This window comes from Bacillus sp. IT-79MI2 (genome assembly GCF_949768135.1).
Classification (GTDB): domain Bacteria; phylum Bacillota; class Bacilli; order Bacillales; family Bacillaceae_G; genus Bacillus_A; species Bacillus_A pseudomycoides.
Genome location: NZ_CATKPV010000022.1, coordinates 104,495 through 128,796 on the forward strand (window position 1 = coordinate 104,495; position 24,302 = coordinate 128,796).

The window sequence follows — 24,302 nt, forward strand, 5'->3', positions numbered from 1 at the left end:
TCCTATAGTTAAATAAAAATATCCGTTCTATAAACAGCTTTATTATCACTGCACAGAAGAAGAATTATATCATCTTAAAATATTCCGTAAGTTTTTTGTTTTCTTTTTCGCGTAATCGTTTATTCTCCTCCTCTAATTGCTTATTTTTTTTTTCTAACTTTTCAATTCTTCTTTTGAGAGAAGCGATTACGGCATTTTGATTGTTCTCATCTCGTTTAATTCGAGAGTCTACAAATGTCTTTTCTTGTTGATTTCGTAAGAAATTGATACGCTCTTTGAGCTCATTATGGTTATAAAGCGTTGCTTTGCTCACCCCAGCTTCTGCTGCCACGCTATTAAAGTTAATTGCCTTAGAGCTCTTGGTTAGACGTTTAATCGCTTCCTCAACCTTGGCTATAGTTGTCTGTTTCCTTTTTTCGTGTAGCTGCCTCAGTTGCTCCTCACGGTCGAAATTAGCCACGCTTAACACCTTCCCTTTTCTTACGTTCTAATTGTCTCTTCATCCGGTCAAATCGTCCAAAAATGACATTTCCACCCTTGATTGTTTCATAAATGTTTTGGTATCTCTCCAAGTTCTTTTCGTTTGCTTTAACCATATCTTCGCGACCATATTCTTTTGAGGCTTCAATCCACTTTGTCGTCGTTTCTATGAGAAGCTCATACTTTTTAACATCAAAACTCGTCATACCTACAGCTAAATCAAAACAAGGCTTTCCATCGTTTGCTGTGAGACAAGGGGGTTCTGCTGATAATGGACAGTTTCCATTCACTCTGGCGCGACAAGTCCCGTAAGGGTTGTCCAATGCGTTTAACTTTTCGTCTTTCCACATCATATCCATGATGTCTTCAGGGATGTCTTCAGCTTCTGAGACCTGATGAATTTCCCCATTTAGGTCAAAGCTAAATACACCTTGCTTAATAACCTTCTCGAACTCCTTGCGTTTCGTATCATCCAATAAACGGGCATATCGCATCGTCATTTCAGGAGAAGCATGAGCCAATAGCCCCTGCACAGTTAAAATATCAGCTCCACCATTTAACATTTTCACCGCATAAGTGTGTCTAAATTGGTGTGATTTGAAGTGGAAGACGTTGCCTATTTCGTCAGTAATGTTCTTTTCGATTGCTAGTTCGTTAAGTTTGCTTTGCACCCATCCTTGTGAAAATGGTTTCCCCTTACGGGAACCATTGTACCGAACAAAAATATATTTATCAGGGTTGTTATCCTCATTGCTGAGTTCCTTGGAGTTGTGTATTAAAACGGCTATCATATTGGCTAATTGGTCGTCAATCGGAATTTTATGACCTTTTACATATGTTTTTTCAATATCGGTTTGAATAGAATATTTGCCATTTAGCTGAACCAAACAGTCCTGTGTTAATCCTAATGTATCGCTGATACGCAATCCAGTTTTAAAAGCAACCCACACGATAGGTTGTACGTCTGGATGAAGGTCGCTAATGTTTTCAAATAACTGCTCCAATACATGTTCAGGAATGTAATCAATATCGTCATCTGATTTCTTATCAAGACGTGGATAGTCCTCAGAGTAAAGTAATTTTGCAGTTGATTTCTCAGGTGCTATACTGTAATCAAAACGTTGGGTATCTTTCAAAAATGTATTAACACGTTTTAGGTTATCAAATATGTGTTGTTTTGGATTAGCATTTTTATTTTTCAAATTATTTCGGGCATAATGACGAAGAAACTCCAAATACTTTTCGATATGCTGTCTTGTAAGACCATTTAAATCATTCCATTCAGGCTCTAGCTCACTAATGAAATTTAAAAACTTAGGAACATTTCTTAAATATTCACGAGCTGATGACCACGAAAATTTTCCACCACCAAGTAATCTAGTTTTGATATATTTTTTTAAATACTGTTTAAAAACAGCGTTTTGAATACTTGTGAAGTCAAGAAAATAATGCGTTACCGATGCATTATATGTCACCCCATATTTGTCATATAACACCCTAACATTCCATCTATCTTTCTCCCATTCTTCACGATCATCTGTTATATTGAATAATTTTCCATACAGGGAACGAAAGAAGTTCGCTGTAGTTGTTTTAACTTCGAGTTCACCATATTGGATACTTTTCTTTGTTTGGGTTGTTTTTACACCTTTGTTGTTCAACCACAAAATCCACTGTTTCTCAGTCTTTTCAACATCTAATTCAAGGAGAGAATGGAGGTGGGAATGCTTTTCGTTAAGAAATAAAACTAATTTGTTTATGGATGTTTTGTAGCCATAAACAAGGCTGTAAAAACTCGGTTCATCGTTAAACAACTTATGATAGAAAACAAATTTAAGTTCTAAGCCAATGGTATAATTTTCGATACAGAACTTTATATTTTTAGTTGTTCCTTTGTATTTATTGAATTGCTCTTCAAAATTAGGAATTTGACCAATATCGTTAACGTTCCAAACGTCATTGACTAAAAAGTAATCATCTTTCACAAGTCTTCTTTTTACCGTGCCATCACTGGACACATCTTTAACCTCGTAAGAGGAGAGGGTGGAGGTAATTAAGTTCCAATATTCGCTTTGTGGGAGTGAATTATTTGCTATGATTTTATCCAATGACTTTCCTCCTAAAATGCCAATCTCGTTTAAAAAGGAACTGCTTCATCAGGAATACCTGATTGAAAGTCTTCCTCTTTGTTCTCTTTTCTTCGCCCAATCTCAAAGGCAGGAGAAGCCTTCTCCCAATCCTTGCGGATATCATCTTCGGAAGGGTGGACGTATAAGTTCATTGTTGTCTGTATTTGTGCATGACCTAGGCGCTCTTGCACCATCTTAATGTTTTTCGTTTGAAGGTAATAAATCGTTCCGTGAGTGTGTCGGAACATATGCGGAGTAATATGTATGCCTGTTCTCTTCTCAACCTCTTTGAAGGTCGCATAGACATCAGAATAGGTAAGGGGCTTCCCGGCATTCTTCCCCCAAATTTTCACAAACACAAAGTTATGGTCTGGATTATATTCATCAAGCACTTCGTACAAATAATCGTCGTATAAATCCATGAGTCCTTGAGAGATATCTATTCTTCTCTCTCCGGTCTTCAATTTACCTCCGTTTGGTAGTTCCCCTCTATCTATCAGTTGGATTTTGTGTTTTCTTTGTTTGACATCAAATTGAAAGTCTTCGAGAAACAGGGAGAGAACCTCTCCAATACGCAATCCACTTTCAAAAAGCAACCGCACCAGAAATTTATCCCTAATGTTCGTTGTAGATTGATAGATTAAATTAATTTGTTCTTTTGTAAATACTCTTACTCTTTCTCTCGGTTCATCTAATTTAAGGACGTTTTTAGATATTGGTTTCCCTTCATTTACGTGATGTAAGAAACCCTTGTACCCATTTCCACCAGCGCCAATGAACATCTTCTTCATAAGCTTTTCCACAAGATCTGAGTCAACTAAATCATTTCGGTATAGGTAATCATAAAAGGATGTCACGACCGTAAGGTAATTGTTTACTGTGCTTTCCCTGCGTTTAGCTTTTGTTGTTTTATGAGGTACAACATTATTGTTTTCGTAAGGGTTTCTAAGCCAAACAACAAAGTTAGATAGTCTCTGAAAGTTGATTTCTTGATAACCAATCTTTACTTGTTCCAGATATGTAAAGTAATGTTTTAAAGCCGTACAGTAAGTCTTTAAAGTATTGCTGCTACTCTCCCTGTTATGAAGGTATTTCATATACTTTGCAACAGGTTCAACAGGTAACCCATTTGTGTCCAGTAGAAGGTAGGCTTTTGTATTGTCAACAGATATCTCTTCCACTCTCATAAGAATACTCTCCCGTTAATCATTATTTTTAATAGTAGTTCTACCCATAGAGCCTACCGTCATTGTTGTTTTTAAGGTCCTCGCACCGAGGCTCTGTCCTCCTCCCAAAACCAAACAAACATTTCTAATTATATATCCATATTATACTCATTAAACCGAATATTCAATCTTCATTTATTTCATTCGTTATGTAAATAAAAAAGGATAATCAGCCCTCATAATGGACTAACTATCCTACACATTATTACCTTAATTTAATAAAAAGGGTTCTTTTCATTTTTTGTTTTTCTATTTTGTTGATTTTTTGACTTGATGATCTTTTCCCCATTCACACATTTCATTCATAATTTGAATTAAAGATTTTCCATATTCACTTATTGTATACTCAACTCTTGGTGGAACTTCTTTATATACAGTACGATGGATAACCCCATCAGCTTCAAGTTGTCGCAATTGTTGCGTCAGAACTTTTTGTGTAATATCTGGGATTGCACGTTTCAGTTCGTGTGTCCGCTTCTTTCCGCTCATGAGAATGCATAAAATACTACTCTTCCATTTTCCTCCGATGACTTCAAGGGTGGTAGCGATAGGAAAGTTATGATTCTGATTCATCTATATATTACACCTCCATAGGTACTTTGAGGTTCCTATAGCACCTGAAAGTACGTACTTTTCAATTATATGTAACTAATACATACTAATACTAAAGGATTTCATTTATTTATAAGGGGGAAGAGAATTTATGAAAACACTTGTAATTGTAGCACATCCAGATATTGAAAAATCAAGAATTAATAAAAGATGGAAAGAAGAATTGGAGAAATATTCTAATGAGATAACAGTACATGAATTGTATAAAGCAGCTCCTAATTGGGAATTCGATGTTGATTATGAACAGAGGCTATTATTAGAACACGATCGTTACATATTTCAATTTCCGTTCTATTGGTATAGTTCACCACCATTACTAAAGAAGTGGTTTGATGATGTGCTGACGTACGGTTTTGCATATGGTTCTACAGGGGATAAAGTACGTAATAAAGAATTTGGTTTGGCGATTTCTATAGGGGGATTAGAAACACAGTATCAAGATGGACTTACAATGAACGAATTAACAAAACCATTCCAGGCGACTTGTCTATATACGGGGATGAAATCCATACCAACATTTACGTTGTATGGAGCAGAGTATCAACTAAAGGATGAAGATATCGAGAGAAGTGCAACTGAGTATGGTAAATATATTATGAATAAAAGTAATCTCTATATATAATTTAAAAATATCCCGATCCTTTTATAGGTATCGGGGTATTTTTTATCCCGCATTAACGGACAGTAACACTCCCACCTCAAAATTCAGCGAAAGCAAAAGAGTTAGGTGGGAGATGAACTGTCCGTAAAAGCCCGATTGGCTCAACTAATAATCAGTGGGGGATGGAGAAAACCCCCACTGATTAAAGTTTCATTTTATGTAATGTATTGGTTTGGAATAAAGTTTGATCAAAATGGGTTCTTTTTGTCTGGATGAACATTTCACTTTATCAAAAAGGTTGCTTAAAACTTATGTAGAAGCCTCGTTTTTATGTATGTAAGATATGTTATATTTTTGATCGCTAGTCAATATGAAAGGTCCCTGAAAGAAGAGGGACCTTTTTCATAATTACTTCATATGAGTTATGACTTGTTCGGTTGAAAGTTGTTATGTAAGGAGTGTGTCATTGGCTTTTGAAACTTTCTTACCATCTTTATAGTCAAGGCAAGAAACTTCAATTAATAAACCATTAAATACTGTAAAATAAAACCCGTAACTACTACCTCTCATCGTATAAGGTTCCTTATCTATTTCGATGCCTCCAGCTACTAAACGATTATATGCTTGATCAACTTCACTTGAAGTTTCCACCAAAAAACCAATATGAAAAGCTTCAGGATATCTAACAGCCTTGTTTCCCTTGAATGCTTTTGGATCACTTAACACAAGAATAAATCCATTCTCATCACTCATTACTACAAGAGCCTTTCCTTTTTGTTCTAAAAATTGAAAATCAAAAAACGTCTCAAAGAAATGTCTAGCTTCTGATAAATCATCAACACATAGATTCAAATGATTTAACTTCATTCACTCATCTCCTTTTAAACAGGGATTCCCTATATTAGTAACATTTGAAAGGGAATAGACAAGTATTTAAATGTTACGGTTATGGCTTTCTGTTTAGTTATAGTTAAGTCAACTAGACTATATATATGCTACATAACATCATAATTATTCTATTCTTACCTTTTGATCTTTACTAGAAATATTAAATTGTTATCTCTCTACAAATTCATACTGATAAAATAAATCGCGATAAAAGTTGAAAAGTTTTAGCGGTTAGAATGTGGATTTGTAAACGGAATGATTGGTAATGACGATGATCTACACATAGTACAGGGACAAGAAATTGTTAGTAAAGAGACGGGGATAGAATAAATTCAAAATGAGGATGGATCTATCACAGAAAAGCATGTAGAAAGAACAGCACGAACAATAAGGATCAAAACCTTATCACCAAATGGATATATCAAAAAATTGGTGTGAGTTAGGAGTTATAATAAAGACGTGAGGTTAGCAATTATGACTAGCCGGTTATTATTAGATAGAAAAGAAGAACTTTTAACATTTTGGGATAAATATGGTAATATTGAAATGGTTATAAAACTAAATCTTTAATTTTTCGAATATATTGAATACGATGTGGAAAGTGGTATAGATGCTGTCATTTGGTTTTCGTATGCGAAATTAGAGGAAGAAGAACAATTAGAAAATTGTTATTTAATTAGTGGAAATACAACAGACTATCTTGGTAAAAAGATAGCGATTCATGAGAAGTTAGCAGAGAAATCAAATCGTTTTACACTAATTTAAAGATATGTATGCTGTACTTACCGCTTCGTTCATGGAACCGTATAAAGAAACCCATGAATTGCTTAATTCTCTAAAAGAGAAAGATTGGAATTGTGACGAGATTTTGGGCTTCTTAAATCAAGATACTTCTAAAAGTTTTATAAAAAAATATTTATAGTAGCGTTAGTAACGCCAACAATATTTATGAACATGTGATCATCTTGTAAAAGGTTTAAGACTATCAAATAATAGTTGGTGACTAAAAGGTGTTTTCTATTGACGAAAGCACCTTTTATTAATATATTATGTCATTTTTTCTGGGGAACAGAGGGAGAAAGCGGCAAATAAAATAATAAAAGGGATGGGAAAGTATGAAAGCAAAGAATTTAGTATGTTTTGCACTTCCACTTATGCTATTAGGAGGTTGTGGAACAGACTCATCAGAGAAAGATTCTAAGAAAGCAGCGACTACAGTACAAAATGAAGATAAACCTTCAACAAGTAAAAAGGAAGATAAGTCTTCTACTGAGAAGAAAGAAGATAAACTAACAGCGGCAAAAGGGGATCAACTAACAGTAAAAGAGTATCCTTCTAAAATTATGGCTTTAGCTGCTGAATTAATTAAAACGGGTGTTGATATACAAACAATGGCTACTTCAAACAAAACTGAAGCTGAGAAGATAAAGGAGTTTGAAGGATTAGTTGAGAGGCTAAAAGCGACGACAAAAAGTATCAAAGAAGTAAACCCACCTAATGAATTTAAAGAAGACCATCAAACTGTAATTAAAGCGATGGATACATACAGTAAGGCCTATACTCTTCAACTAGAGTCTGTAAAAGAAATGGATGAAGAGAAGATGAAAACTTCATTAAATATGATAGCAGAAGGCGGTAAGTACTGGAAAGAAGCTACAGCAAACATAGCTAAGAAGAGAGATGAACTAACAAAAGGAGGAGACGGTACTGTATCTAACAAAGAAACAAAGGACCTAGATAAGAAAGAAGGAATTGACTACGATGCAGTTCAAAGTAATGTAGTAGACGGTACGGAACTAATCGGTAACTGGGGAGTACAGACTACTGACGGATTCAAGTTATCATTTATTTTAAAAGGTGGAAGTCCTAAAACTTTTGAAGTTTACAATGCAGGTGATTATCCAAATAAAATCAATCATATAGAAGGTACATGGGATTATGATAAAAATTCTTTAACATTAAACCTTCATATTACGAAGCAAATGTCAAATGGGGTAGAAGCAGAAGTTGTTCACAAAGACATTGCTTATAAAGTCCAAAACTTTGATAGAAAGAACTTACAATTGTTTAATGATAAATCATCCAATACAACTAGATATGTAAAACAAAGCTAAAAATAAGTGAGGACTAGGTTTATGACCTAGTCCTTTATTCATGCCTACGCCATAGGTTAATGTCGGGTATTTTGTAATAGCCGCAGAAACATCAGAAGAAGCTAACAGAGGAAAGAAAGATTATTTTCAACATGTTAAATCAAATAAAAAAGCTTAAAGAGGAAAATGCAACTATGAATACTTTTCAAAAAACAAATGATTTCACAGATATCGCAAAAGGACGTAAAACAATTCTTAAATATATGTGGGGTTCTTGTACTATAGACTCGATGTCTGCAGCCACTCTTTAATCAAACTTTCTTTTAAAGCAATAACAGGATCACAAAAAACGCATCTACATAGATGCGTTTTTTGTGTGGTGAACCTCTTATAAGTTCATATAAAGCAATTAGGACAACTTTTGAATAAAGATGCGATACGTTATCTTTTTAATCAAAAATTTCTAAATGAGTTTTGATTAAACTTTTTTATAAAAATTTCATATTTAGCTAAAAAGAGTGACTCCACTTTGATCAAACTTTATTCCAAATATACAACTCTAGTCACTTTTGAATTAACAATTATGCGTAACTTCTAGCTCGTTTTTCACGAGTCTTTTTTTATGTACGCCAATGTTCTGAAAAATCGTGAATGTATTTCAAAGATACATTATAAATAAAATTTATCAAGTTTTAATCTTTAGTAAATTAATAATTAATGTAGTAAAATAAAAATCTAAAAAATGAAAAGGGGCGTTTTTCTTGAGCACAATGCAACAACTTTCACAAAAAAGAGCAAAACAATCAGCTGATGTACAGGCACTTGTTGGAGGGGGAAAAAGGAATTTATATGGTCCAAGGATACGGAAGTACAGAAGGATGGGTTGTTAGTTCTTGGCGACCAGACATGGGGAAAGAGAAAATGTCTTCTGTAGGAAAGCCAATTAAAAATGTAGAAGTGAAAATTCTTCATCCTGACACAGGTGAAGAATTACCTGAAAAGGAAGTTGGAGAAATTCTTGTAAGAAGTCCATATATGTTTAAAGGGTATTGGAATAATGAAAAGGCCACAAAAAAAGTCTTAAAGGATAGTTGGTTTTATATGGGAGATGCCGGCATGATAGACGAAGATGGCTTCTTATATATAATGGGAAGATATAAAGATGTCATTGTACACCGCGGCGATAATGTATATCCGGATCAAGTAGAAGAAGTAATCCATGAAATAAATGGTGTATTGGAAGTTGCTGTAGTTGGAATTCTAGATGACTTTTGGGGAGAGATTCCAAGAGCTTATATCGTTAAAGATACTCACACACTTTTAACAGAAGAAGAGGTTATTCAGTACTGTAAACAAAAATTAGCAAGCTACAAAATACCGCAAGTAGTGTTTGTTGAGAGTTTACCGAAAAATGCGTTAGGTAAAGTATTGAAGAGAGAGTTGAAAAGTGGTGTTTTAATAAAATAAAAATAAAAAGTCCAGTTATGTTTTGTGCATAACTGGACTTTTGTTTATTTCGATATCGTATTGATTTACTAAATTTTATGATTCGATTAAAATGATAAAGAAAATTCGAATAATAAATAATATTTCTTCGGAAATAGAATTTATAGCATTGAATATGGAGGGAGAGATAAACATTGAGAAAGTCATTGTTACAAGTAGAGACGGAACGACTGATCCTTCGTCCTTTTCAAGAAGAGGATTATGTAAGCTGATATGAAGGATTCCATAATCGATCGGCATCTCAGTATAAGTATGATGATGGTTATCAAGATATGGCGTATTCAACAAAAGAATGGTTTACCGAATGGATACGTGGCTTTGATGAATCAGCAAAATGGGATGACATGTATGTGTTAGGAGTGTTTTGTAAAGAAGATGGTGCGAATGTTGGTAAAGTTGAGCTTATTACAATTTTACGAATAGATTATCAATGGGCGATGATGGGGTATTCAATCCACAATCAGTATTGGAAAAAGGAAGCGAAAGAGCATCTAATTTTCTTATTTCCGTCTAGATGTTTTCCTATATTAGCAGACTTATCATCTGATGACAGTATCAACCTCATAAAAGAGCAACTTAAACAACAAACAGAAGTGGTTGATCTTATTATTAATAATGCTGGAATACCGGGAAAAGAAACGGAGATCTTGCATACAACTTCAGAGGAATTAATGGCATTATTCAATATGCATTGTTTAGGTGTAATTCGTGCTGTTAAAGGTGCGTATGCTAATCTAATACAATCTGAAAATCCAAGAATTATTAATATTTCTTCACGTTTAGATTCTTTATCTAAAATGGCAGCTAAAGAATTTCCACAAGGGCAGTTTTCCTATTCATATCGTATTGCGAAGGCAGCACAAAACATGTTGAATTTATGTTTACAACAAGAATTTGAGGAAAAAGGCATTGTAGTGACCGCAATTTATCCAGGAAAGTTAAAAACAGAGATGGGGGCGTATGATGCAGATATAACACCAGATGAAGGAGCATACAACATATACAATTGGATAATGAGTACAAATGATGAAATTTCGGGTAAGTTCATTGATCCATCTTTAGGAGAGTTAGATTGGTAGTTTCAATTTTTGTATAGAAAGGTGAACACAATGTGTAATCTTACAACCATACAAAACATATTTGGTCCCTCGAAAAAAATATTAAATGGTTTACCGAATGCAATAACAATTGAAGAAACTGAAGAAGATTTACTGTATGATCATCAAAATTATAAAGAGAAGATAAAAAGATTTGTAGAGGTTTGTTCATGTTGGAAATTGAAAAGAGCAAGTGTTTTACTAGACAAAAGTTTCAACAGTTATACTCCGAGTGTAAAAGTGTTACGTGAACTTGGTTTTCAGCTCTATGCAGCGAAAATAGAAGTGTTTCGCAAGCTTACGGATATCGTAGCTCCAGAAAAACAATATGATTTTCGCTCTATAGCCGAAAGGACGTTGTCTGAAGCGGAATTTAAGTCGCTTTGGGAGCGATGTATGTCAGATTCGGATAATAAATCATCAATTCTTAATATCGATGAACATTTTTACGCTATACAAGCAGAATTAGGTGAGGATTGGCAAAAATCATGTATTGCTTTTTATGAAAAGGAGCAACCGATTGGAATATCCATTCCTCATATTGAACCTGGTACGAAGAATGAAGGTCGATTATTTTATTTTGGACTATTGCCGGAGGAACGTGGAAAAGGACTTAGTGCTCATATCCATCTTCAATCTTTATACATGTTAGAACAGATGGGGGCTACTTATTATATTGGAAGTACTCATATGACAAATGAAAAAATGCAAAAGGTTTTTTGGAAAAACGGATGCTCTATAAGGACAGAAACGGAATTGTATTGCAAAATATTTAAATAAATTCAGGAGATGAGAAAATGAAGGAAATAAAAGTTTTCCATTATGATGCATTTAGTACAAAGCCGAATATGGGAAATCCAGCTGGTCTTGTAATAGACGCAGAACGATTGACAGATGATGAAATGCAGCTGATTGCAGAAAAAGTAGGATTTAATGAAACCTCTTTTGTGCTTCCTTCCAATGTGGCTGATGTAAGAATCCGTTATTTTACACCAGGGCATGAAATGAATCTTTGCGGACATGCGACAGTGGGAACTATATATGCACTTCACGAAAGAGGGCTACTGAAGGGGAAACGAAATCTCACAATAGAAACGAAAGCAGGGGTTTTACCAGTACATATAGATATAGATGAAAATGGAGAATCATTTATTAAAATGAGACAAACAGCGCCACAGTTTCAAAAGTTTGATGGTTCCACTGAAGAATTAGCTCACAGCATTGGACTTCATGAAATGGATTTAGATGAAAAGCTACCAATTGTTTATGGGAGTACTGGAATTTGGACTTTGCTAGTCCCTATTAAAACGTTGGATGCCTTTCAAAGAATGAAACCAAATAATGAAGAGTTTCCATCTATTCTAAAAGAAGTACCAAAGGCATCGATTCATCCTCTTTGCTTAGAAACTTATGATGAAGTAGCGCATATGCATGGTCGGCATTTTTCATCACCTTATTCCGGGACGATAGAAGATTCAGTGACGGGAACTGCTTCTGGTGTAATGGGGGCTTATTATGCTAAATTTTTGAAGCAAGATTTTGATGGTGAAATGACATTAATTGTTGAACAAGGACAAGAAATGAATAAAGATGGTCGGATCGCAGTTTATGTAATAAAGAACCAGAAAGATGATTCACTCCAAATTGAGATTTCTGGAACTGCCGTGTATGTAAATGAGTTTCAAATTTTAATTTAAAAGTATGAAAAAAGTCCGGTCATATACCGAACTTTTTTATCTGTTTAAAACTTCAATAAAAGAGGCATTTCCATTTTGTCTCATTACAGAATGAAAATTGCTATTTTCTAACGTTTCGGCAACCTGTTTTAACTGTCTCACATCATCATGATGAATCAGTAAGCTGTCTGCTCCGCTTTCTTCAATGTGGATATGTTCGACATTACCAATGGCTTCGTGTACGGCTTGTAAAAAATCAGGTTTCATAAATGTCCTCCTATATATACAGGTGTTTTTTTATAGCATGCCCGTATTTATCAAAATTAAAAGTTGGCGGGAATACAAGAAAGGCTCATTGTTTCATACTTCTAATTCGAAGCAGGTTTTCATTACATGAAAATAAAATATGTATTAGGGAAAGAAGTGTGAAAAGGAGAATTGAAATGAATATAGCAGAGTTTAAAAAATCGATTGAAATGTTATTTGGAGAGCATCTTCATAAATATGGTGATGATGAATATGGCTTCACCCATATTAGTAAAGATGAATTCCATAAAATAGGTTATACAACGAACCTAACGCTGGAAACAATCGAAGAAGCACGAGTAAAGTAAGTCGATATGATTGTTACACATCATGCGCCGTGGAGCTTTTTATTCGGTATGGAAGAGGCTTGTGTTGGGAAATTAAAAGAATATGAAATCAATCATTTTTGGATACACTTGCCTTTAGACTTTGTGAACTTTGGAACTTGTATTTCGTTATTTAACGAAATTAAAATTGATAAAATACTTGAGTATTCTTCATATGAGGAAGAAGAGCTCCCTGGAATTGGAGAATATGAATCCGCTATTCCATTTTCGAGTCTAGTAGCAAGAGTCGAAGAAAGACTAGAAGAGAAAGTAAAAGCGTGGGAAGATCACAATCAACCAGTAAAACGAGTAGCAATTTTGACGGGGGCAGGAACAGCACAAATATTATAAAAAGAGCATTGGAAAAAGGTTGCGATACATATATAACGGGAGAGAAAACGTTATATACAGTTCAATATGCAAAATTTAAGGGAATCAATCTTATTGTTGGTAGTCATACGTTTACGGAAGTTTTTGGGGTGGAAAGTTTAGCTTATAAATTAAAAGAGCTGAATCGGGCATTAGAAATTACTAGATTATATGAAGAGCATTTGGAGTGAAGGGAAGGCAGCGGATGACAACGATATACACATACTATGGAGAATCAAAAGTTAAATTAACATGGAAAAAAGCTAATATATTACCAGACTATAAAGGTATTACGAGTGTCCATGGTTTTTGTTTTTATAAAAATAAAGTTGTATTAATAGATCATCATAATCGTAGTTGGGATTTTCCTGGAGGGCATATTGAAAAGGATGAAACGCCAGAAGAATGTTTTCAGAGGGAGGCGTGGGAAGAAGCGTATGTGGAAGGGAACTGTACCTTGCTTGGATATATCATTGTAGACCATAGTGAAAATCCGAATTGGAATGAAAATGATTCATATCCCAAAATAGGATATCAACCGTTTTATCGGATGGATATTACAGAAGTGCATGATTTTAATGGAGAGTATGAATCAAATAGAAGAATATTTGTGAGACCAAGCGAGGTTACAGTATATTACCCAAAGTGGAATGAGATTTATGATGAAATATTAGTTGCTGCATTATTGGTTCCAAAAGGATGAAGATTGCTTTTTCTATAATATAAAGATTTTTAAAGATTTTTTCTTGTATTTGTCAAATAGTAATAAAGTCATTTCATCTATAAGTAGTGATATTTAAGTAAGGATGTAGAATAAGGGTGGGAAAAGTGAAGATTTCAGAAATTATTGAACAGTTGGTTGTTAATGAAGTGATTGTTGATTATCCGAAAGGGTCCAAAAAATTAACTGGCGGTACTACAAGTAGACTGTATCTTCTAGAAGGAAAAGAGCAGTGTGTTGTAAAGTTGAATGAACCAAAAGTCATTGAAGAAGAAGCGTATTTTCTTGATTTTTATGAAAACGAAAGTATATTTCCTAAGCTTTTGTATGTAGACCCGCTCAATAGATATATGGCCTATTCATTTATCCCTGGTTCCACAAGTTATCATGCTGGGGATAAAAGAGATATTCTTTGTACACTTGTACAGAAAGTGATTGATAGATATAAAACAGCTATGAGTATGGATCAGTGGGGATGGAAAGAAGAACCGGTACACTCTTGGCAAGATTTTCTTTTAGAAAGGGTGATGGAGGCCCGTGAGAATGTAAGATCCTATATAGCAGAAGAAGATTTTCATACTGTTCTTAAATTGGTACATAGTCCAAATAGAAAGGCATATAGTAATCAACCATTTCTATTACATGGTGATTGTGGATTTCATAATTTTATATGTAGAGAAAATAAATTGTATGGTGTGATTGATCCTTTGCCAGTTTTGGGGGATCCAATATATGATTTGATTTATGCATTTTGTTCGACGCCAGAAGATTTGACGAAGGAAATGATAGGTGAGGTAGTAGAAAAGAGTGCTTTTCATAATAGGGCGAGAAACATTTTATATGAAGAAGTCGTAATTGTTTTATATTGCAGGTTAGATGCTTGTATGAGACATCATCCTGAAGATTTAGAAGCTTACTTAAAAGCTTGGTGTTATTGGATGAATCACATTCGTTAACGATGAAAGTTTAACAGAAAACAAATGGGGGTAGGAGAATGATTATGAAAAACTTTATTTGTACAACATGCGGCGTACAATATGCAGCAAGTGTAGAGGAACCAGTGAATTGTATGATTTGCAATGAGGAGAGACAGTATATTAATCCGAAAGGTCAATCTTGGACAACACTGGAGGATTTACAAGAGAGTAATGCATATAAAAATGAAATCATTGAGGAAGAAACAGGGCTTTATAGCATTACAACAAAACCAGAATTTGCGATTGGTCAAACAACTTATTTGGTAAAAACAGAATCGTATAATTTGTTATGGGATTGTATTACTTATTTCGATGAAGCCACAATTGAGAAAGTGAATGAACTAGGAGGATTAGATGCGCTTGCGTTATCCCATCCACACTATTATTCTACTCAAGTAGAATGGGCGGAAAGATTTGATGTACCAATCTATATACATGAAGATGATAAACAGTGGGTGACGCGTTCAAGTAAACATATTGTTTTTTGGTCAGGAGAATCATTGCAATTAGCTGATGGACTCACTATACATCGTCTAGGGGGACATTTTAAAGGTGGTTCTGTTTTACATTGGTCACAAGGGAATGATGGAAAAGGGATTTTATTAACAGGGGATATTATTCAAGTTGTAGCGGATCAGCAGTGGGTGAGCTTTATGTACAGCTATCCAAATTTAATTCCGTTACCAGCGAATAAAGTAGAAGAGATGGCTAAAAGAGTAAAGTCACTGCCTTTTAATCGTTTATACAACGCTTTTCACCGAGTAGTAAAGGATGATGCGGATGAAGCTGTTCAGCGTTCGGCACAGCGTTATATTGCAGCGTTAGAAGGCAAATTGTTTCATACATAAAAGGGAGATATAGAAATGAACACATTAGTATGCTTTGGTGATAGTATTACAGCTGACGAAACATTTTGGAATGGAACACAGAGATTAACACCACGTTTACAAGAGCAGTTTTCGAATTGGAAAGTAGAAAATGCAGGTGTTCCTGGTGACAATACGTTTGATGCTTTAAAAAGAATAGAAGAGGATGTCCTATCTTATAAGCCGACATTTGTAACGGTCTTTTTTGGTGCGAATGATGCAGCATTTCATAAACAAGTATCACTACAAGAATATGAAGAGAATCTAATTAAGATTGTGAAAAAAATCTCACCAGAAAAGGTGCTGCTAATTAGCCCAGCACCAGTGGATGAGGAAAGACAGCATGCAAGAACAAATGAAGTATTAGGACAGTATGCAAAAGTGGTGGAAGAAGTATCAGAACAAACAGGAAGTCATTTTCTTGATTTACATACTCATATGATTGAAGAATTAGATTATAAGAAGTTCGTAGAAAATGAAGAGCGAGATGGATTACATTTTAGTGCTGCTGGTTATGAATATTTATCTGAGTTAATTGGGAATCAATTAAAAGAGATTTTTAAATAAATATGGTAAAGAAAAAGCAAAGCTACGAGTAGCTTTGCTTTTATTGTTTTTTTCTTGGTCTACGCACTAATTCACCACCGCAGTTTGGACACACTTGATGCGTTTTTTCTGTGCACGGTGCGCAAAATGTACATTCGTAAGTACAAATATAAGCTTCCGAATCCGTTTGAAGTGAAGTGTTGCAAGTTTGACAGTTTGTTTTCATTTCTAATGCCATAGTAGTTCCTCCTATTCTATGAAAGTTTATAATTTAATGATAATATAAAATGATGAATATATCCTTTTCGTATGAAAATATAATTAGAAGTTAATTTAGCATTTGCAATGAAATGTGCTATTTTATTTTGAAATTGATTGTTTAGTGACTTTTAAAGAGTCATTAAGGGGGATTTAAAGAAAATCTATAAGTTTGTTAGTTGTTAAAACGGTAGCAAACATTTCATGAAGACTTACTAATGCAAGCTGATGGATATCTTCTGCATGATGATAATTTCCATCATATGAGATTCTACCAAATGTAGCTGTCGCATCTGAAACGCCATAAGTTGAAAAACCTAAATTACCAGCCATACGTGCTGAAGTGGATACGCAATAGTCCGTTGTTAAACCGATAATGACGGCAGTTTCATAATTGTGTTCTCGTAAATATGCTTCTAAATTGGTTCTGATAAAAGCGCTATTCACATTTTTTTGAAATACTGGTTCATTTGGAAGTGAAGTAGCAAAGTCTTTAAATTCACTTCCGCTGCGTTCTTTACCCATTCGAGATTTTCAAAAACAAAGAGCGATATATTTGATTGCACGAAATGAAAGGATTGGTAAAGTTCTCTTTAAGATGTTTACAGGAACTACTATGTAATTGTCGGAAGGTATTTTTTAAGTACTTATCTATATAAAGTTAAACAAGTAATACAACAACAGGGGGTACATGTTTTGTTACAGAATAATAATCATTTTGATTCAAAAAATGATGTGAGTTTTCACAGTTTACGAGCCGACTGTGAGAACTGCTTTGGTTTGTGTTGTGTTGCACTACCATTCGCAGTTTCAGCAGATTTTGCAGTGAATAAAGATGCTGGGAAACCTTGTTCAAACCTGCAATTAGACTTTCGGTGTAGCATTCATAAAAATCTTAGGAAGAGCGGATTTAAAGGATGTACCGTTTTTGAATGTTTCGGTGCAGGGCAAAAGGTTTCAAAGGTGACTTTCGAAGGTGTCGACTGGAGAGAAGGCCCAGAACACGCGAAAAAGATGTATGATGTTTTTCCAATTATGCATCAACTCCATGAGATGCTTTGGTATTTGAATGAAGCTTTAACGTTAAAGGTGACAAGTCCGATTTATGGGGAGATTCGTGACGCGATTGAGGAGACAGAACGACTTTCAAGGCTTAGTCCAGATTTACTAATGAAAATAAATGTTCCATTACACCGAGCAGATGTAAATACTCTTCTTTTAAGGACGAGCGAACTAGTATGGATGGAGTCACGTCACGAGTATAAAGGCTCCAAAAAAAATAAGAGACCTGACCACCGAGGAGCGGATCTTATGGGGGCAAACCTTAAAAAAGCAAATTTGAGGGGAGCGAATTTAAGAGGGGCATACCTCATTGCTGCTGATCTTCGATGTGCTGATTTAAGAATGGCTGACTTTATCGGTGCTGATTTACGAGATGCTGACTTAAGCGGAGCAAATCTAACAGACACTATTTTTCTAACTCAAGTCCAGATTAATGCAGCGAAAGGGGACGCAAACACGAAATTACCAAGTTTACTTTCTCGTCCAGCGCACTGGTCTGCTTGAGAAAAATATAAATTTTATCTTCATAAATACTAAAAAACACAGGCTATATTTTTTATAACGGGTTTGCTTTAAGAGTACAAAAACTTAATTAGAGCATTTATTTTAGGTCCAAATCGCATATGGTTTGGACCTATTATTTTTGTTGATTGTGTGTGACAATTGGGGGGCAGTTCAGATCTGCGCTTCCTAAAATTTTTATTTATTGGAAAAAGGATTAATGTAAATCAATAAAGGAATATGTTAGATATTAAGCTAAAAAAGCAGAAGGAAATGATAATTCTTCTGCTTTTTTCTCTGCGTTTTTAATGTTGAAAAATTTGAGATTTATAACGCTAGTTCAGTTGCGAAATAAAATTTTGTACTTCAAAACCGAACCCGTTATATTTTTTATAGACTGTGTTATTGTTATTTTTTCTTTTCGAGTGTAGTTATTGCCACACTAAATATAATAAGAGCACCACCAATAAAAAAGTTCCGATTCAACGTTTCATTTAAAAGTAACCAGCCTAATAATGAGCCAACAATAGGCTGAAAAAAGAAAAACAATGAACCGATGCTGGCATCCATTAACTCAAGTCCTTTATTCCAAAGAAAAAAGGCTCCAGCGGTCGAGATGATTCCTAAATATAAAATACCTAAAATAATAGTGGTATTTAAGTCCCCAATTGGATTAGATTGTAATTCCCAAATCATACAGGGTGTAATGAAAAATAGTGAAAAGAAGATTGCGTACGTTGTAATGACTAAGGATGAAAATTGTTGAGAAGCAATCTTTACATAAATAGATAGTAGAGCCCATGTAATCGCAGCCCCCACTAAAATGATTGTGCCAATAAAATAAGAGCCTACTTCTATATCCCACCCAATAACAATTGTGACGCCTATTGTAGCTAAGGCGGTAGAGAGTATTCTGCGAGTCGTTAACTTTTCTTTCAAAATCAATGTAGCAAACACGACCATAAATGCTGGAGTGGCCGATGTAACTAAAGAGCCTGTGTGCGCATCTGATAATTTTGTTCCAACAAATTGGCACGTAATTGAAACAAAGTAGCCGATGAAGCCAATCCAAGCAAAGAGTAGCCAATCTTTTGTGTTTATTTGTATCGTTGTTTTTTGTTTTCGTTTTGTCGTTTTTAAAATCATGTACAAAACTACAAAGGCAATAATAAAGCGAAGCCAGACAAGTGTGAGAGGCGGAACAAAGTCTAGTACATATTTACTAACAACATACATACCACCCCAAATACTTGCTGCAAGTGATAAACATATAGCGCCTAAAATTGTTTGTTTCATTGTGAAATACCTCCGTCTATTTATAGGATTGTAAAATAGGGAATCCTAAGACGAGGCATGTTTTTTATAAAAAATACGTATGCCCGTCTTAGATTATAGACGGATTACAGGTTGATCGTTTTCAAATAGGTTGTTGTAGTACATAAGAATTTCTCCTCTCAATATTTTGTATTTGTTTATCATAAATAAGTTTTATAATAAAAGTATAACTTAATTTTCAGATTATTGGAGGGTAAAATGAAATATGTTGTGATTCAGTCTCACGCTAGTAATTATCCAGAACCAATCAGTTTAGAAAAAGGAGATCAAGTGCGGGTTGGGAATGTATATTCAGGGCCAGAAAACTGGAACAATTGGGTATATTGCCGTGCTGAGCATAGTGGTCTGGCGGGATGGGTTCCAGAGCAAATAATAACATGTGAAAACAATGATTCTGGTATTGTGCTTGAAACATATACGGCGAAAGAATTAAATGTAGAAAAAGGAGATATTCTCATTGGTTTAAAGGAATTAAATGGTTGGCTATGGTGCAAGAAAATAGAATGTGAAGAAGTTGGTTGGATTCCGAAAGTAAATGTACGGTTAAAGCAAAAGATGTATTTTGAAAATTAATATGATGAAATATGAATAAAAATATAACTCAATTCTTTTCGCCCTTGTGTTATAAATTATAAATTCAAACTCATGAAACTCTAAATAAGAGAAATAATAGTAAAATAACCCTTGTATTTCACTGGGTAAAATATGGCATAATCATTTTGCCGCAAAATATATAGAGAAATAAGGGTATGTAAAAGGAGAAAATGAATGAGTTTTGCTATTGAAGTTTTAATTCAAGCACCAATTGATGTGTCGTATTTGAATATGTAAAAGATGATGAAAAAACGAAGGAATGGAATACATTTTTAATTGAAAATCGTTATCCGTTAGAGCGAGTGAAAGAACATTCACGTGTAGGAGATACATTTATTTCCGTTCAAAAAATGGGTAACAAAATATTTGAGTCGGAAGTGGAATTTTTAGAATATGAAGCACCGTATATCATTACTCTTGGCGGTGAGATGAAACAAGGATATTCTACTACAACATACATATTGGAAGAAGAGGAAGGCACACTTCTTACATTAATTGTTGAGTATACACCTAGCAATCTATTCTATCGTATTTTATATAAATTAACAGGTTGGATGGATCAGATTGAACGTTTAGCAGAGTGTGTAGAAGCTACTCATAATAAAGAAAAAGAAATATAGGAAGAAGGAGATCTGCAACATATAGCGGATCTTCTTTGCATATATTGTGAATAATAAACCGTCACGTTTGACTGTACAGTTTATGTGTTGTATGATGTTCTTAACATAAATGGGGAGGGAAAAATCGTTGGGAAGGTGTATCGAATCGGACAGTTGGCTCACTTGGCTCACGTATCGAAACGAACGATTGATTATTATACGAATCTAGGTATCTTAAAAGCGGAGCGATCTCAATCTAATTATCGCTATTACGATGAAACAGCATTTGAAACATTACAATTTATTGAGAAATGCAAGGAAATGCATATGCCGCTTTGTGAGATTAAAGAGAGGATCGAGGAGAGGAAGAAGCTGCTCGGTATCAATGAACACGTTTCGAAACAAGTGAATGAAGTGACAAACCACATCCATCGATTAGAAACAGAGCTAACACAGTTGAAACCTCTGTTAGATGGGTTAACAGATTCACAACGTGAAAAAATATCGAAATCTTTATCGGGTCAAACGACAGCTTTAATACAAACACTGATACTATTTTTATAGTTAAAGTTGGATCCAACTCTTTTAATTTCTGTATAGGGCTATGTTTTCTAAAGAAACAGAGAATAAGAAAACATTATAAGTATACAGGAGGTGAACACCTTAGTTTTTTTACTAAGGGGATTCATTGGAAATATTTAATTTAGTCATGGTTGCGTTTTTAATCGCATTTACTGGATTTTTCGTAGCAGCAGAGTTTGCGATTGTTAAGGTACGTTCAAGTCGTATAGATCAGCTTGTTGCGGAAGGAAAACGCGGTGCGTTAGCAGCAAAAAAGGTAACAACAAATTTAGATGAATATTTATCTGCTTGTCAGTTAGGAATTACAGTAACGGCAATGGGACTTGGTTGGTTAGGTGAACCGACAATAGAAAAGCTATTGCATCCATTATTTGAGAAATGGAACTTAAACCCTTCTATTTCACAAGTATTGACTTTTGGCCTTGCATTTATGACAATGACGTATTTGCACGTTGTAGTAGGGGAATTAGCTCCGAAAACAATGGCAATTCAAAAGGCTGAAAGAGTAACTTTATTATTTGCTGGACCTTTAATGATGTTCTACAAAGTGATGTATCCTTTTATTTGGATACTAAATAGTTCAGCGCGTGTCGTAACTGGCTTATTCGGTTTGAAACCAGCTTCTGAACATGAAGTAGCACATACGGAAGAAGAGTTACGTCTGATTCTTTCAGAGAGCTATGAAAGTGGAGAAATTAATCAAGCAGAATATAAGTATGTAAATAATATCTTTGAATTTGATAATCGCATTGCGAAAGAGATTATGGTACCACGGACAGAAATCGTCGGTTTCTATCTCGAAGATTCAGTAGAAGAACACATGAAAATTATCCAAAGCGAACGATACACACGTTATCCAATCTTTGGAGAAGATAAAGATGATATTATCGGTATGGTCAACGTAAAAGACTTTTTTATTCGATATATGAAAGGCGATACAGAAGATTTATCATCTATTCGTACGTATATGCGTCCGATTATTGAAGTGATGGAAACAACTCCAATTCATGATTTACTTCTGCAAATGCAGAAAAAGCGAATTCCAATGGCTGTATTATATGATGAGTACGGAGGTACAGCCGGAATCGTAACGCTTGAAGATATATTGGAAGAAATCGTCGGCGAAATTCGTGATGAATATGATGAAGATGAACATCCACCAATTCAACACGTAAATGAACATCATAAAATTGTTGATGGAAAAGTGTTAATTACAGAAGTGAAAGATTTATTTGGCCTACACATTGAGGAAGAAGATGTGGATACAATTGGTGGATGGATTATGATGCAGAATCATGAAATTGAAGAGGGACAATGTGTCGAAGCAGAGGGATATGAGTTTAAAGTTCTTGAAAAAGATGCATATCAAATTAAACGCATTGAAATTCGAAAAATTGATCATCAACAAGAGAAAGCAGCAACTGTGTAGGTTGCTGCTTTCTTTTTTACCTATCGCAAAACTTGAAACAAGGAGCGGATATTTTGATTGAAGTTGCGTTACGAGTATACAAACTACAATTATATATGATTTTTAGTGGTTTACTACTTCTATGGACGATAACGCCTTTTTCAAAGCAAGTTACTGGATTCGGGATCGGATTAGCTGTAAGTGCATACTGTCTTTGGTTGTTAGCCAGACGAGTTGAAAAGATTGGGAAAAGTATTGTATTAAAACAACGTGCGCCTGGATTAGGAATTTTAAATCGTTTTGCAGCTGCGATACTAGGTGCGATCATTATGTATGAAATTGAACATGAAATGGAAATGTGGGCATTTGGTACGGGCATTTTAGGTGGTCACTTTTTAATGATTGCGAATTTAGCGTATGCGAATATGCAGTTAGTAAGAGAAGAAGAGGAAAAAAGAAAAAGGGTTACACAGGATTCAAAATAAGAAGATAAAAGGGAACCGAAAACGGTTCTTTTTTTATTTTCTTATTTTTTCATGGGAAAATAAAAAAATTTAGAAAACCCATCGCTTTCTAAAGGTTATATATGTTATTATGACAAAAGACTTTTTGAAAGAGGTGGATGCAAATGTTACAAGCGCTACTTATTTTTGTACTTCAAATTATTTATGTTCCAGTTTTAACGATCAGGACGATTTTGCTTGTAAAGAATCAAACAAGATCCGCTGCTGGTGTGGGATTACTAGAAGGTGCAATCTATATTGTAAGTTTAGGAATTGTATTTCAAGATTTATCAAATTGGATGAATATTATAGCCTATGTGATCGGTTTTAGTGCCGGACTTTTATTAGGCGGTTATATAGAAAATAAATTGGCAATTGGGTATATTACATACCAAGTTAGTTTACTAGATCGTTGTAATGAGTTGGTAGATGAATTAAGACATGCTGGGTTTGGCGTAACTGTATTTGAGGGAGAAGGGATTAATTCTATCCGTTACCGCCTAGATATCGTTGCGAAGCGCTCTCGTGAGAAAGAGCTATTGGAAATTATTAATCGAATTGCACCGAAGGCGTTTATGTCTTCCTATGAGATTCGTTCTTTCAAAGGTGGCTACTTAACAAAAGCGATGAAAAAACGAGCATTAATGAAGAAGAAAGATCATGCTTCATAAAAAAATAGCTAATTTCTTCTGAATTTAATAGTGTTACACATTGTATAAAAAGAAAAGGATAGATGCAGGCAGAAGCAATCTGAGTGATCTATTCTTTTTTTTGCCACAAAAGAGCTTATTTGCCACTACAACATAAATGGTTGTAGTATGGAAGGGTGACTTGTTGATAGAATAGCTGAAAAAGAAAGTTTTAAATAAATTTGATATTTGTTTCGCATCGTCATCTTTTATTTTTAAATACTCAAGAGATATTTTGTTCTAGACATCATTTTTTCGTTACAGTGATCAAGAAGATAAGGAATCGCGGGAACAGCTGAAAATCGCATATGCGAAGATGTATGAAAGAATATGATCAGTTAATTGGAGAAGG

General features: G+C 34.6%; 25 protein-coding genes and 4 pseudogenes. 20 read left to right on the forward strand and 9 right to left on the reverse strand.

Translation table 11 applies throughout. From position 1 onward, the window contains the following. Positions 1-64 precede the first annotated feature (64 nt). The 4 genes from ACM6HU_RS01635 to ACM6HU_RS01650 all read right to left on the reverse strand — a co-directional run bounded on the left by ACM6HU_RS01635 (position 65) and on the right by ACM6HU_RS01650 (position 4,408). On the reverse strand, positions 65-460 hold the full coding sequence (locus ACM6HU_RS01635) for a DUF6262 family protein (RefSeq protein ID WP_113710322.1): 396 nt from the start codon (positions 458-460) through the stop codon (positions 65-67). Continuing rightward, complete coding sequence (locus tag ACM6HU_RS01640; protein WP_264540612.1) at positions 453-2,588, reverse strand: tyrosine-type recombinase/integrase; 2,136 nt, start codon at positions 2,586-2,588, stop codon at positions 453-455. Before ACM6HU_RS01640 ends, ACM6HU_RS01635 begins: the two co-directional genes overlap by 8 nt. Positions 2,589-2,617: 29 nt before the next feature. After that, positions 2,618-3,796 (reverse strand): tyrosine-type recombinase/integrase, encoded by a 1,179-nt coding sequence (locus tag ACM6HU_RS01645; RefSeq protein WP_113710320.1) that lies wholly within the window; start codon positions 3,794-3,796, stop codon positions 2,618-2,620. A 288-nt stretch (positions 3,797-4,084) separates the two neighbouring features. Then, a complete protein-coding gene (locus tag ACM6HU_RS01650) occupies positions 4,085-4,408 on the reverse strand; it encodes a winged helix-turn-helix transcriptional regulator (RefSeq protein WP_016115506.1) in 324 nt (107 codons plus the stop codon). A gap of 130 nt (positions 4,409-4,538) precedes the next feature. Between ACM6HU_RS01650 and ACM6HU_RS01655 the strand changes: the two genes are divergently transcribed. Beyond that, entirely contained in the window at positions 4,539-5,069 is a 531-nt protein-coding gene (locus ACM6HU_RS01655; RefSeq protein ID WP_016115505.1) for an NAD(P)H-dependent oxidoreductase, read from the forward strand. A 426-nt stretch (positions 5,070-5,495) separates the two neighbouring features. On the opposite strand, the gene ACM6HU_RS01660 is transcribed toward ACM6HU_RS01655, so the two are convergent. Next, positions 5,496-5,915: a VOC family protein gene (locus tag ACM6HU_RS01660; protein WP_016115504.1), complete on the reverse strand. Its 420-nt coding sequence runs from the start codon at positions 5,913-5,915 to the stop codon at positions 5,496-5,498. Positions 5,916-6,530: 615 nt separating this feature from the next. On the opposite strand from ACM6HU_RS01660, the gene ACM6HU_RS01665 reads away from it, so the two are divergent. The 7 genes and pseudogenes from ACM6HU_RS01665 (at position 6,531) to ACM6HU_RS01695 (ending at position 12,329) form a co-directional block, all read left to right on the forward strand. Beyond that, the gene (locus ACM6HU_RS01665) at positions 6,531-6,701 is read left to right on the forward strand and encodes a hypothetical protein (RefSeq protein ID WP_154214521.1); all 171 of its coding nucleotides are present in this window, start codon (positions 6,531-6,533) and stop codon (positions 6,699-6,701) included. Positions 6,702-7,051: 350 nt separating this feature from the next. Then, complete coding sequence (locus ACM6HU_RS01670) at positions 7,052-8,050, forward strand: DUF3994 domain-containing protein (RefSeq protein ID WP_016115502.1); 999 nt, start codon at positions 7,052-7,054, stop codon at positions 8,048-8,050. A 131-nt stretch (positions 8,051-8,181) separates the two neighbouring features. Further along, entirely contained in the window at positions 8,182-8,340 is a 159-nt protein-coding gene (locus tag ACM6HU_RS01675) for a hypothetical protein (protein WP_154214637.1), read from the forward strand. Positions 8,341-8,863: 523 nt separating this feature from the next. Beyond that, positions 8,864-9,496, forward strand: a pseudogene (locus ACM6HU_RS01680) (class I adenylate-forming enzyme family protein); the annotation flags it as partial. 479 nt (positions 9,497-9,975) lie between these two features. Beyond that, positions 9,976-10,614, forward strand: a complete 639-nt coding sequence (locus tag ACM6HU_RS01685; RefSeq protein ID WP_255851587.1) for an SDR family NAD(P)-dependent oxidoreductase — start codon at positions 9,976-9,978, stop codon at positions 10,612-10,614. A gap of 30 nt (positions 10,615-10,644) precedes the next feature. After that, positions 10,645-11,412 (forward strand): GNAT family N-acetyltransferase, encoded by a 768-nt coding sequence (locus tag ACM6HU_RS01690; RefSeq protein ID WP_016115499.1) that lies wholly within the window; start codon positions 10,645-10,647, stop codon positions 11,410-11,412. Between the two features lie 17 nt (positions 11,413-11,429). After that, positions 11,430-12,329 (forward strand): PhzF family phenazine biosynthesis protein, encoded by a 900-nt coding sequence (locus ACM6HU_RS01695; RefSeq protein WP_016115498.1) that lies wholly within the window; start codon positions 11,430-11,432, stop codon positions 12,327-12,329. A gap of 36 nt (positions 12,330-12,365) precedes the next feature. Here ACM6HU_RS01695 and ACM6HU_RS01700 read toward each other — a convergent pair whose 3' ends face one another. Beyond that, the gene (locus ACM6HU_RS01700) at positions 12,366-12,575 is read right to left on the reverse strand and encodes a hypothetical protein (protein WP_016115497.1); all 210 of its coding nucleotides are present in this window, start codon (positions 12,573-12,575) and stop codon (positions 12,366-12,368) included. 176 nt (positions 12,576-12,751) lie between these two features. On the opposite strand from ACM6HU_RS01700, the pseudogene ACM6HU_RS01705 reads away from it, so the two are divergent. The 5 genes and pseudogenes from ACM6HU_RS01705 (at position 12,752) to ACM6HU_RS01725 (ending at position 16,440) form a co-directional block, all read left to right on the forward strand. Further along, positions 12,752-13,500 (forward strand): annotated as a pseudogene (locus ACM6HU_RS01705) (Nif3-like dinuclear metal center hexameric protein). A 14-nt stretch (positions 13,501-13,514) separates the two neighbouring features. Then, the gene (locus ACM6HU_RS01710; protein WP_016131737.1) at positions 13,515-14,012 is read left to right on the forward strand and encodes an NUDIX hydrolase; all 498 of its coding nucleotides are present in this window, start codon (positions 13,515-13,517) and stop codon (positions 14,010-14,012) included. A gap of 125 nt (positions 14,013-14,137) precedes the next feature. Further along, a complete protein-coding gene (locus ACM6HU_RS01715) occupies positions 14,138-14,986 on the forward strand; it encodes an aminoglycoside phosphotransferase family protein (RefSeq protein ID WP_016131736.1) in 849 nt (282 codons plus the stop codon). 44 nt (positions 14,987-15,030) lie between these two features. After that, positions 15,031-15,855 (forward strand): MBL fold metallo-hydrolase, encoded by an 825-nt coding sequence (locus tag ACM6HU_RS01720; protein WP_275857912.1) that lies wholly within the window; start codon positions 15,031-15,033, stop codon positions 15,853-15,855. 15 nt (positions 15,856-15,870) lie between these two features. Further along, positions 15,871-16,440 (forward strand): SGNH/GDSL hydrolase family protein, encoded by a 570-nt coding sequence (locus tag ACM6HU_RS01725; RefSeq protein WP_275857885.1) that lies wholly within the window; start codon positions 15,871-15,873, stop codon positions 16,438-16,440. Positions 16,441-16,480: 40 nt separating this feature from the next. Here the strand turns inward: ACM6HU_RS01725 and ACM6HU_RS01730 are convergent, their stop codons facing one another. Both ACM6HU_RS01730 and ACM6HU_RS01735 read right to left on the reverse strand, forming a co-directional pair. After that, entirely contained in the window at positions 16,481-16,657 is a 177-nt protein-coding gene (locus ACM6HU_RS01730) for a DUF1272 domain-containing protein (protein ID WP_275857884.1), read from the reverse strand. A 173-nt stretch (positions 16,658-16,830) separates the two neighbouring features. Next, positions 16,831-17,196, reverse strand: a pseudogene (locus tag ACM6HU_RS01735) (cysteine hydrolase family protein); the annotation flags it as partial. A gap of 177 nt (positions 17,197-17,373) precedes the next feature. On the opposite strand from ACM6HU_RS01735, the gene ACM6HU_RS01740 reads away from it, so the two are divergent. After that, positions 17,374-18,243 (forward strand): pentapeptide repeat-containing protein, encoded by an 870-nt coding sequence (locus tag ACM6HU_RS01740; protein WP_275857883.1) that lies wholly within the window; start codon positions 17,374-17,376, stop codon positions 18,241-18,243. A gap of 405 nt (positions 18,244-18,648) precedes the next feature. On the opposite strand, the gene ACM6HU_RS01745 is transcribed toward ACM6HU_RS01740, so the two are convergent. Then, complete coding sequence (locus tag ACM6HU_RS01745) at positions 18,649-19,536, reverse strand: DMT family transporter (protein ID WP_275857882.1); 888 nt, start codon at positions 19,534-19,536, stop codon at positions 18,649-18,651. Positions 19,537-19,773: 237 nt separating this feature from the next. Between ACM6HU_RS01745 and ACM6HU_RS01750 the strand changes: the two genes are divergently transcribed. The 6 genes and pseudogenes from ACM6HU_RS01750 (at position 19,774) to ACM6HU_RS01775 (ending at position 23,932) form a co-directional block, all read left to right on the forward strand. Beyond that, positions 19,774-20,148 (forward strand): SH3 domain-containing protein, encoded by a 375-nt coding sequence (locus ACM6HU_RS01750; protein WP_016115486.1) that lies wholly within the window; start codon positions 19,774-19,776, stop codon positions 20,146-20,148. 195 nt (positions 20,149-20,343) lie between these two features. Next, positions 20,344-20,789, forward strand: a pseudogene (locus ACM6HU_RS01755) (SRPBCC family protein). A gap of 135 nt (positions 20,790-20,924) precedes the next feature. Further along, positions 20,925-21,332 carry a MerR family transcriptional regulator gene (locus ACM6HU_RS01760; RefSeq protein WP_018766274.1) on the forward strand — a complete coding sequence of 136 codons (408 nt, stop codon included), beginning with the start codon at positions 20,925-20,927 and terminating at the stop codon, positions 21,330-21,332. Between the two features lie 124 nt (positions 21,333-21,456). Further along, positions 21,457-22,779, forward strand: coding sequence for a hemolysin family protein (locus ACM6HU_RS01765; protein WP_016115483.1), 1,323 nt, complete (start codon positions 21,457-21,459; stop codon positions 22,777-22,779). A 53-nt stretch (positions 22,780-22,832) separates the two neighbouring features. Continuing rightward, the gene (locus tag ACM6HU_RS01770; RefSeq protein WP_016115482.1) at positions 22,833-23,243 is read left to right on the forward strand and encodes an ATP synthase subunit I; all 411 of its coding nucleotides are present in this window, start codon (positions 22,833-22,835) and stop codon (positions 23,241-23,243) included. Positions 23,244-23,386: 143 nt separating this feature from the next. Next, complete coding sequence (locus tag ACM6HU_RS01775; protein WP_016115481.1) at positions 23,387-23,932, forward strand: DUF2179 domain-containing protein; 546 nt, start codon at positions 23,387-23,389, stop codon at positions 23,930-23,932. The last annotated feature ends 370 nt before the right edge of the window (positions 23,933-24,302 follow it).

What these genes read in the sequence shown, in the direction of transcription:
- ACM6HU_RS01645 (WP_113710320.1), bottom strand. Translation starts at nt 3,796, where the DNA reads ATGAGAGTGGAAGAGATATCTGTTGACAATACAAAAGCCTACCTTCTA.
- ACM6HU_RS01650 (WP_016115506.1), bottom strand. Translation starts at nt 4,408, where the DNA reads ATGAATCAGAATCATAACTTTCCTATCGCTACCACCCTTGAAGTCATC.
- ACM6HU_RS01655 (WP_016115505.1), top strand. Translation starts at nt 4,539, where the DNA reads ATGAAAACACTTGTAATTGTAGCACATCCAGATATTGAAAAATCAAGA.
- ACM6HU_RS01660 (WP_016115504.1), bottom strand. Translation starts at nt 5,915, where the DNA reads ATGAAGTTAAATCATTTGAATCTATGTGTTGATGATTTATCAGAAGCT.
- ACM6HU_RS01670 (WP_016115502.1), top strand. Translation starts at nt 7,052, where the DNA reads ATGAAAGCAAAGAATTTAGTATGTTTTGCACTTCCACTTATGCTATTA.
- ACM6HU_RS01675 (WP_154214637.1), top strand. Translation starts at nt 8,182, where the DNA reads ATGTTAAATCAAATAAAAAAGCTTAAAGAGGAAAATGCAACTATGAAT.
- ACM6HU_RS01685 (WP_255851587.1), top strand. Translation starts at nt 9,976, where the DNA reads ATGGGGTATTCAATCCACAATCAGTATTGGAAAAAGGAAGCGAAAGAG.
- ACM6HU_RS01690 (WP_016115499.1), top strand. Translation starts at nt 10,645, where the DNA reads ATGTGTAATCTTACAACCATACAAAACATATTTGGTCCCTCGAAAAAA.
- ACM6HU_RS01695 (WP_016115498.1), top strand. Translation starts at nt 11,430, where the DNA reads ATGAAGGAAATAAAAGTTTTCCATTATGATGCATTTAGTACAAAGCCG.
- ACM6HU_RS01700 (WP_016115497.1), bottom strand. Translation starts at nt 12,575, where the DNA reads ATGAAACCTGATTTTTTACAAGCCGTACACGAAGCCATTGGTAATGTC.
- ACM6HU_RS01710 (WP_016131737.1), top strand. Translation starts at nt 13,515, where the DNA reads ATGACAACGATATACACATACTATGGAGAATCAAAAGTTAAATTAACA.
- ACM6HU_RS01720 (WP_275857912.1), top strand. Translation starts at nt 15,031, where the DNA reads ATGAAAAACTTTATTTGTACAACATGCGGCGTACAATATGCAGCAAGT.
- ACM6HU_RS01725 (WP_275857885.1), top strand. Translation starts at nt 15,871, where the DNA reads ATGAACACATTAGTATGCTTTGGTGATAGTATTACAGCTGACGAAACA.
- ACM6HU_RS01730 (WP_275857884.1), bottom strand. Translation starts at nt 16,657, where the DNA reads ATGGCATTAGAAATGAAAACAAACTGTCAAACTTGCAACACTTCACTT.
- ACM6HU_RS01745 (WP_275857882.1), bottom strand. Translation starts at nt 19,536, where the DNA reads ATGAAACAAACAATTTTAGGCGCTATATGTTTATCACTTGCAGCAAGT.
- ACM6HU_RS01750 (WP_016115486.1), top strand. Translation starts at nt 19,774, where the DNA reads ATGAAATATGTTGTGATTCAGTCTCACGCTAGTAATTATCCAGAACCA.
- ACM6HU_RS01775 (WP_016115481.1), top strand. Translation starts at nt 23,387, where the DNA reads ATGTTACAAGCGCTACTTATTTTTGTACTTCAAATTATTTATGTTCCA.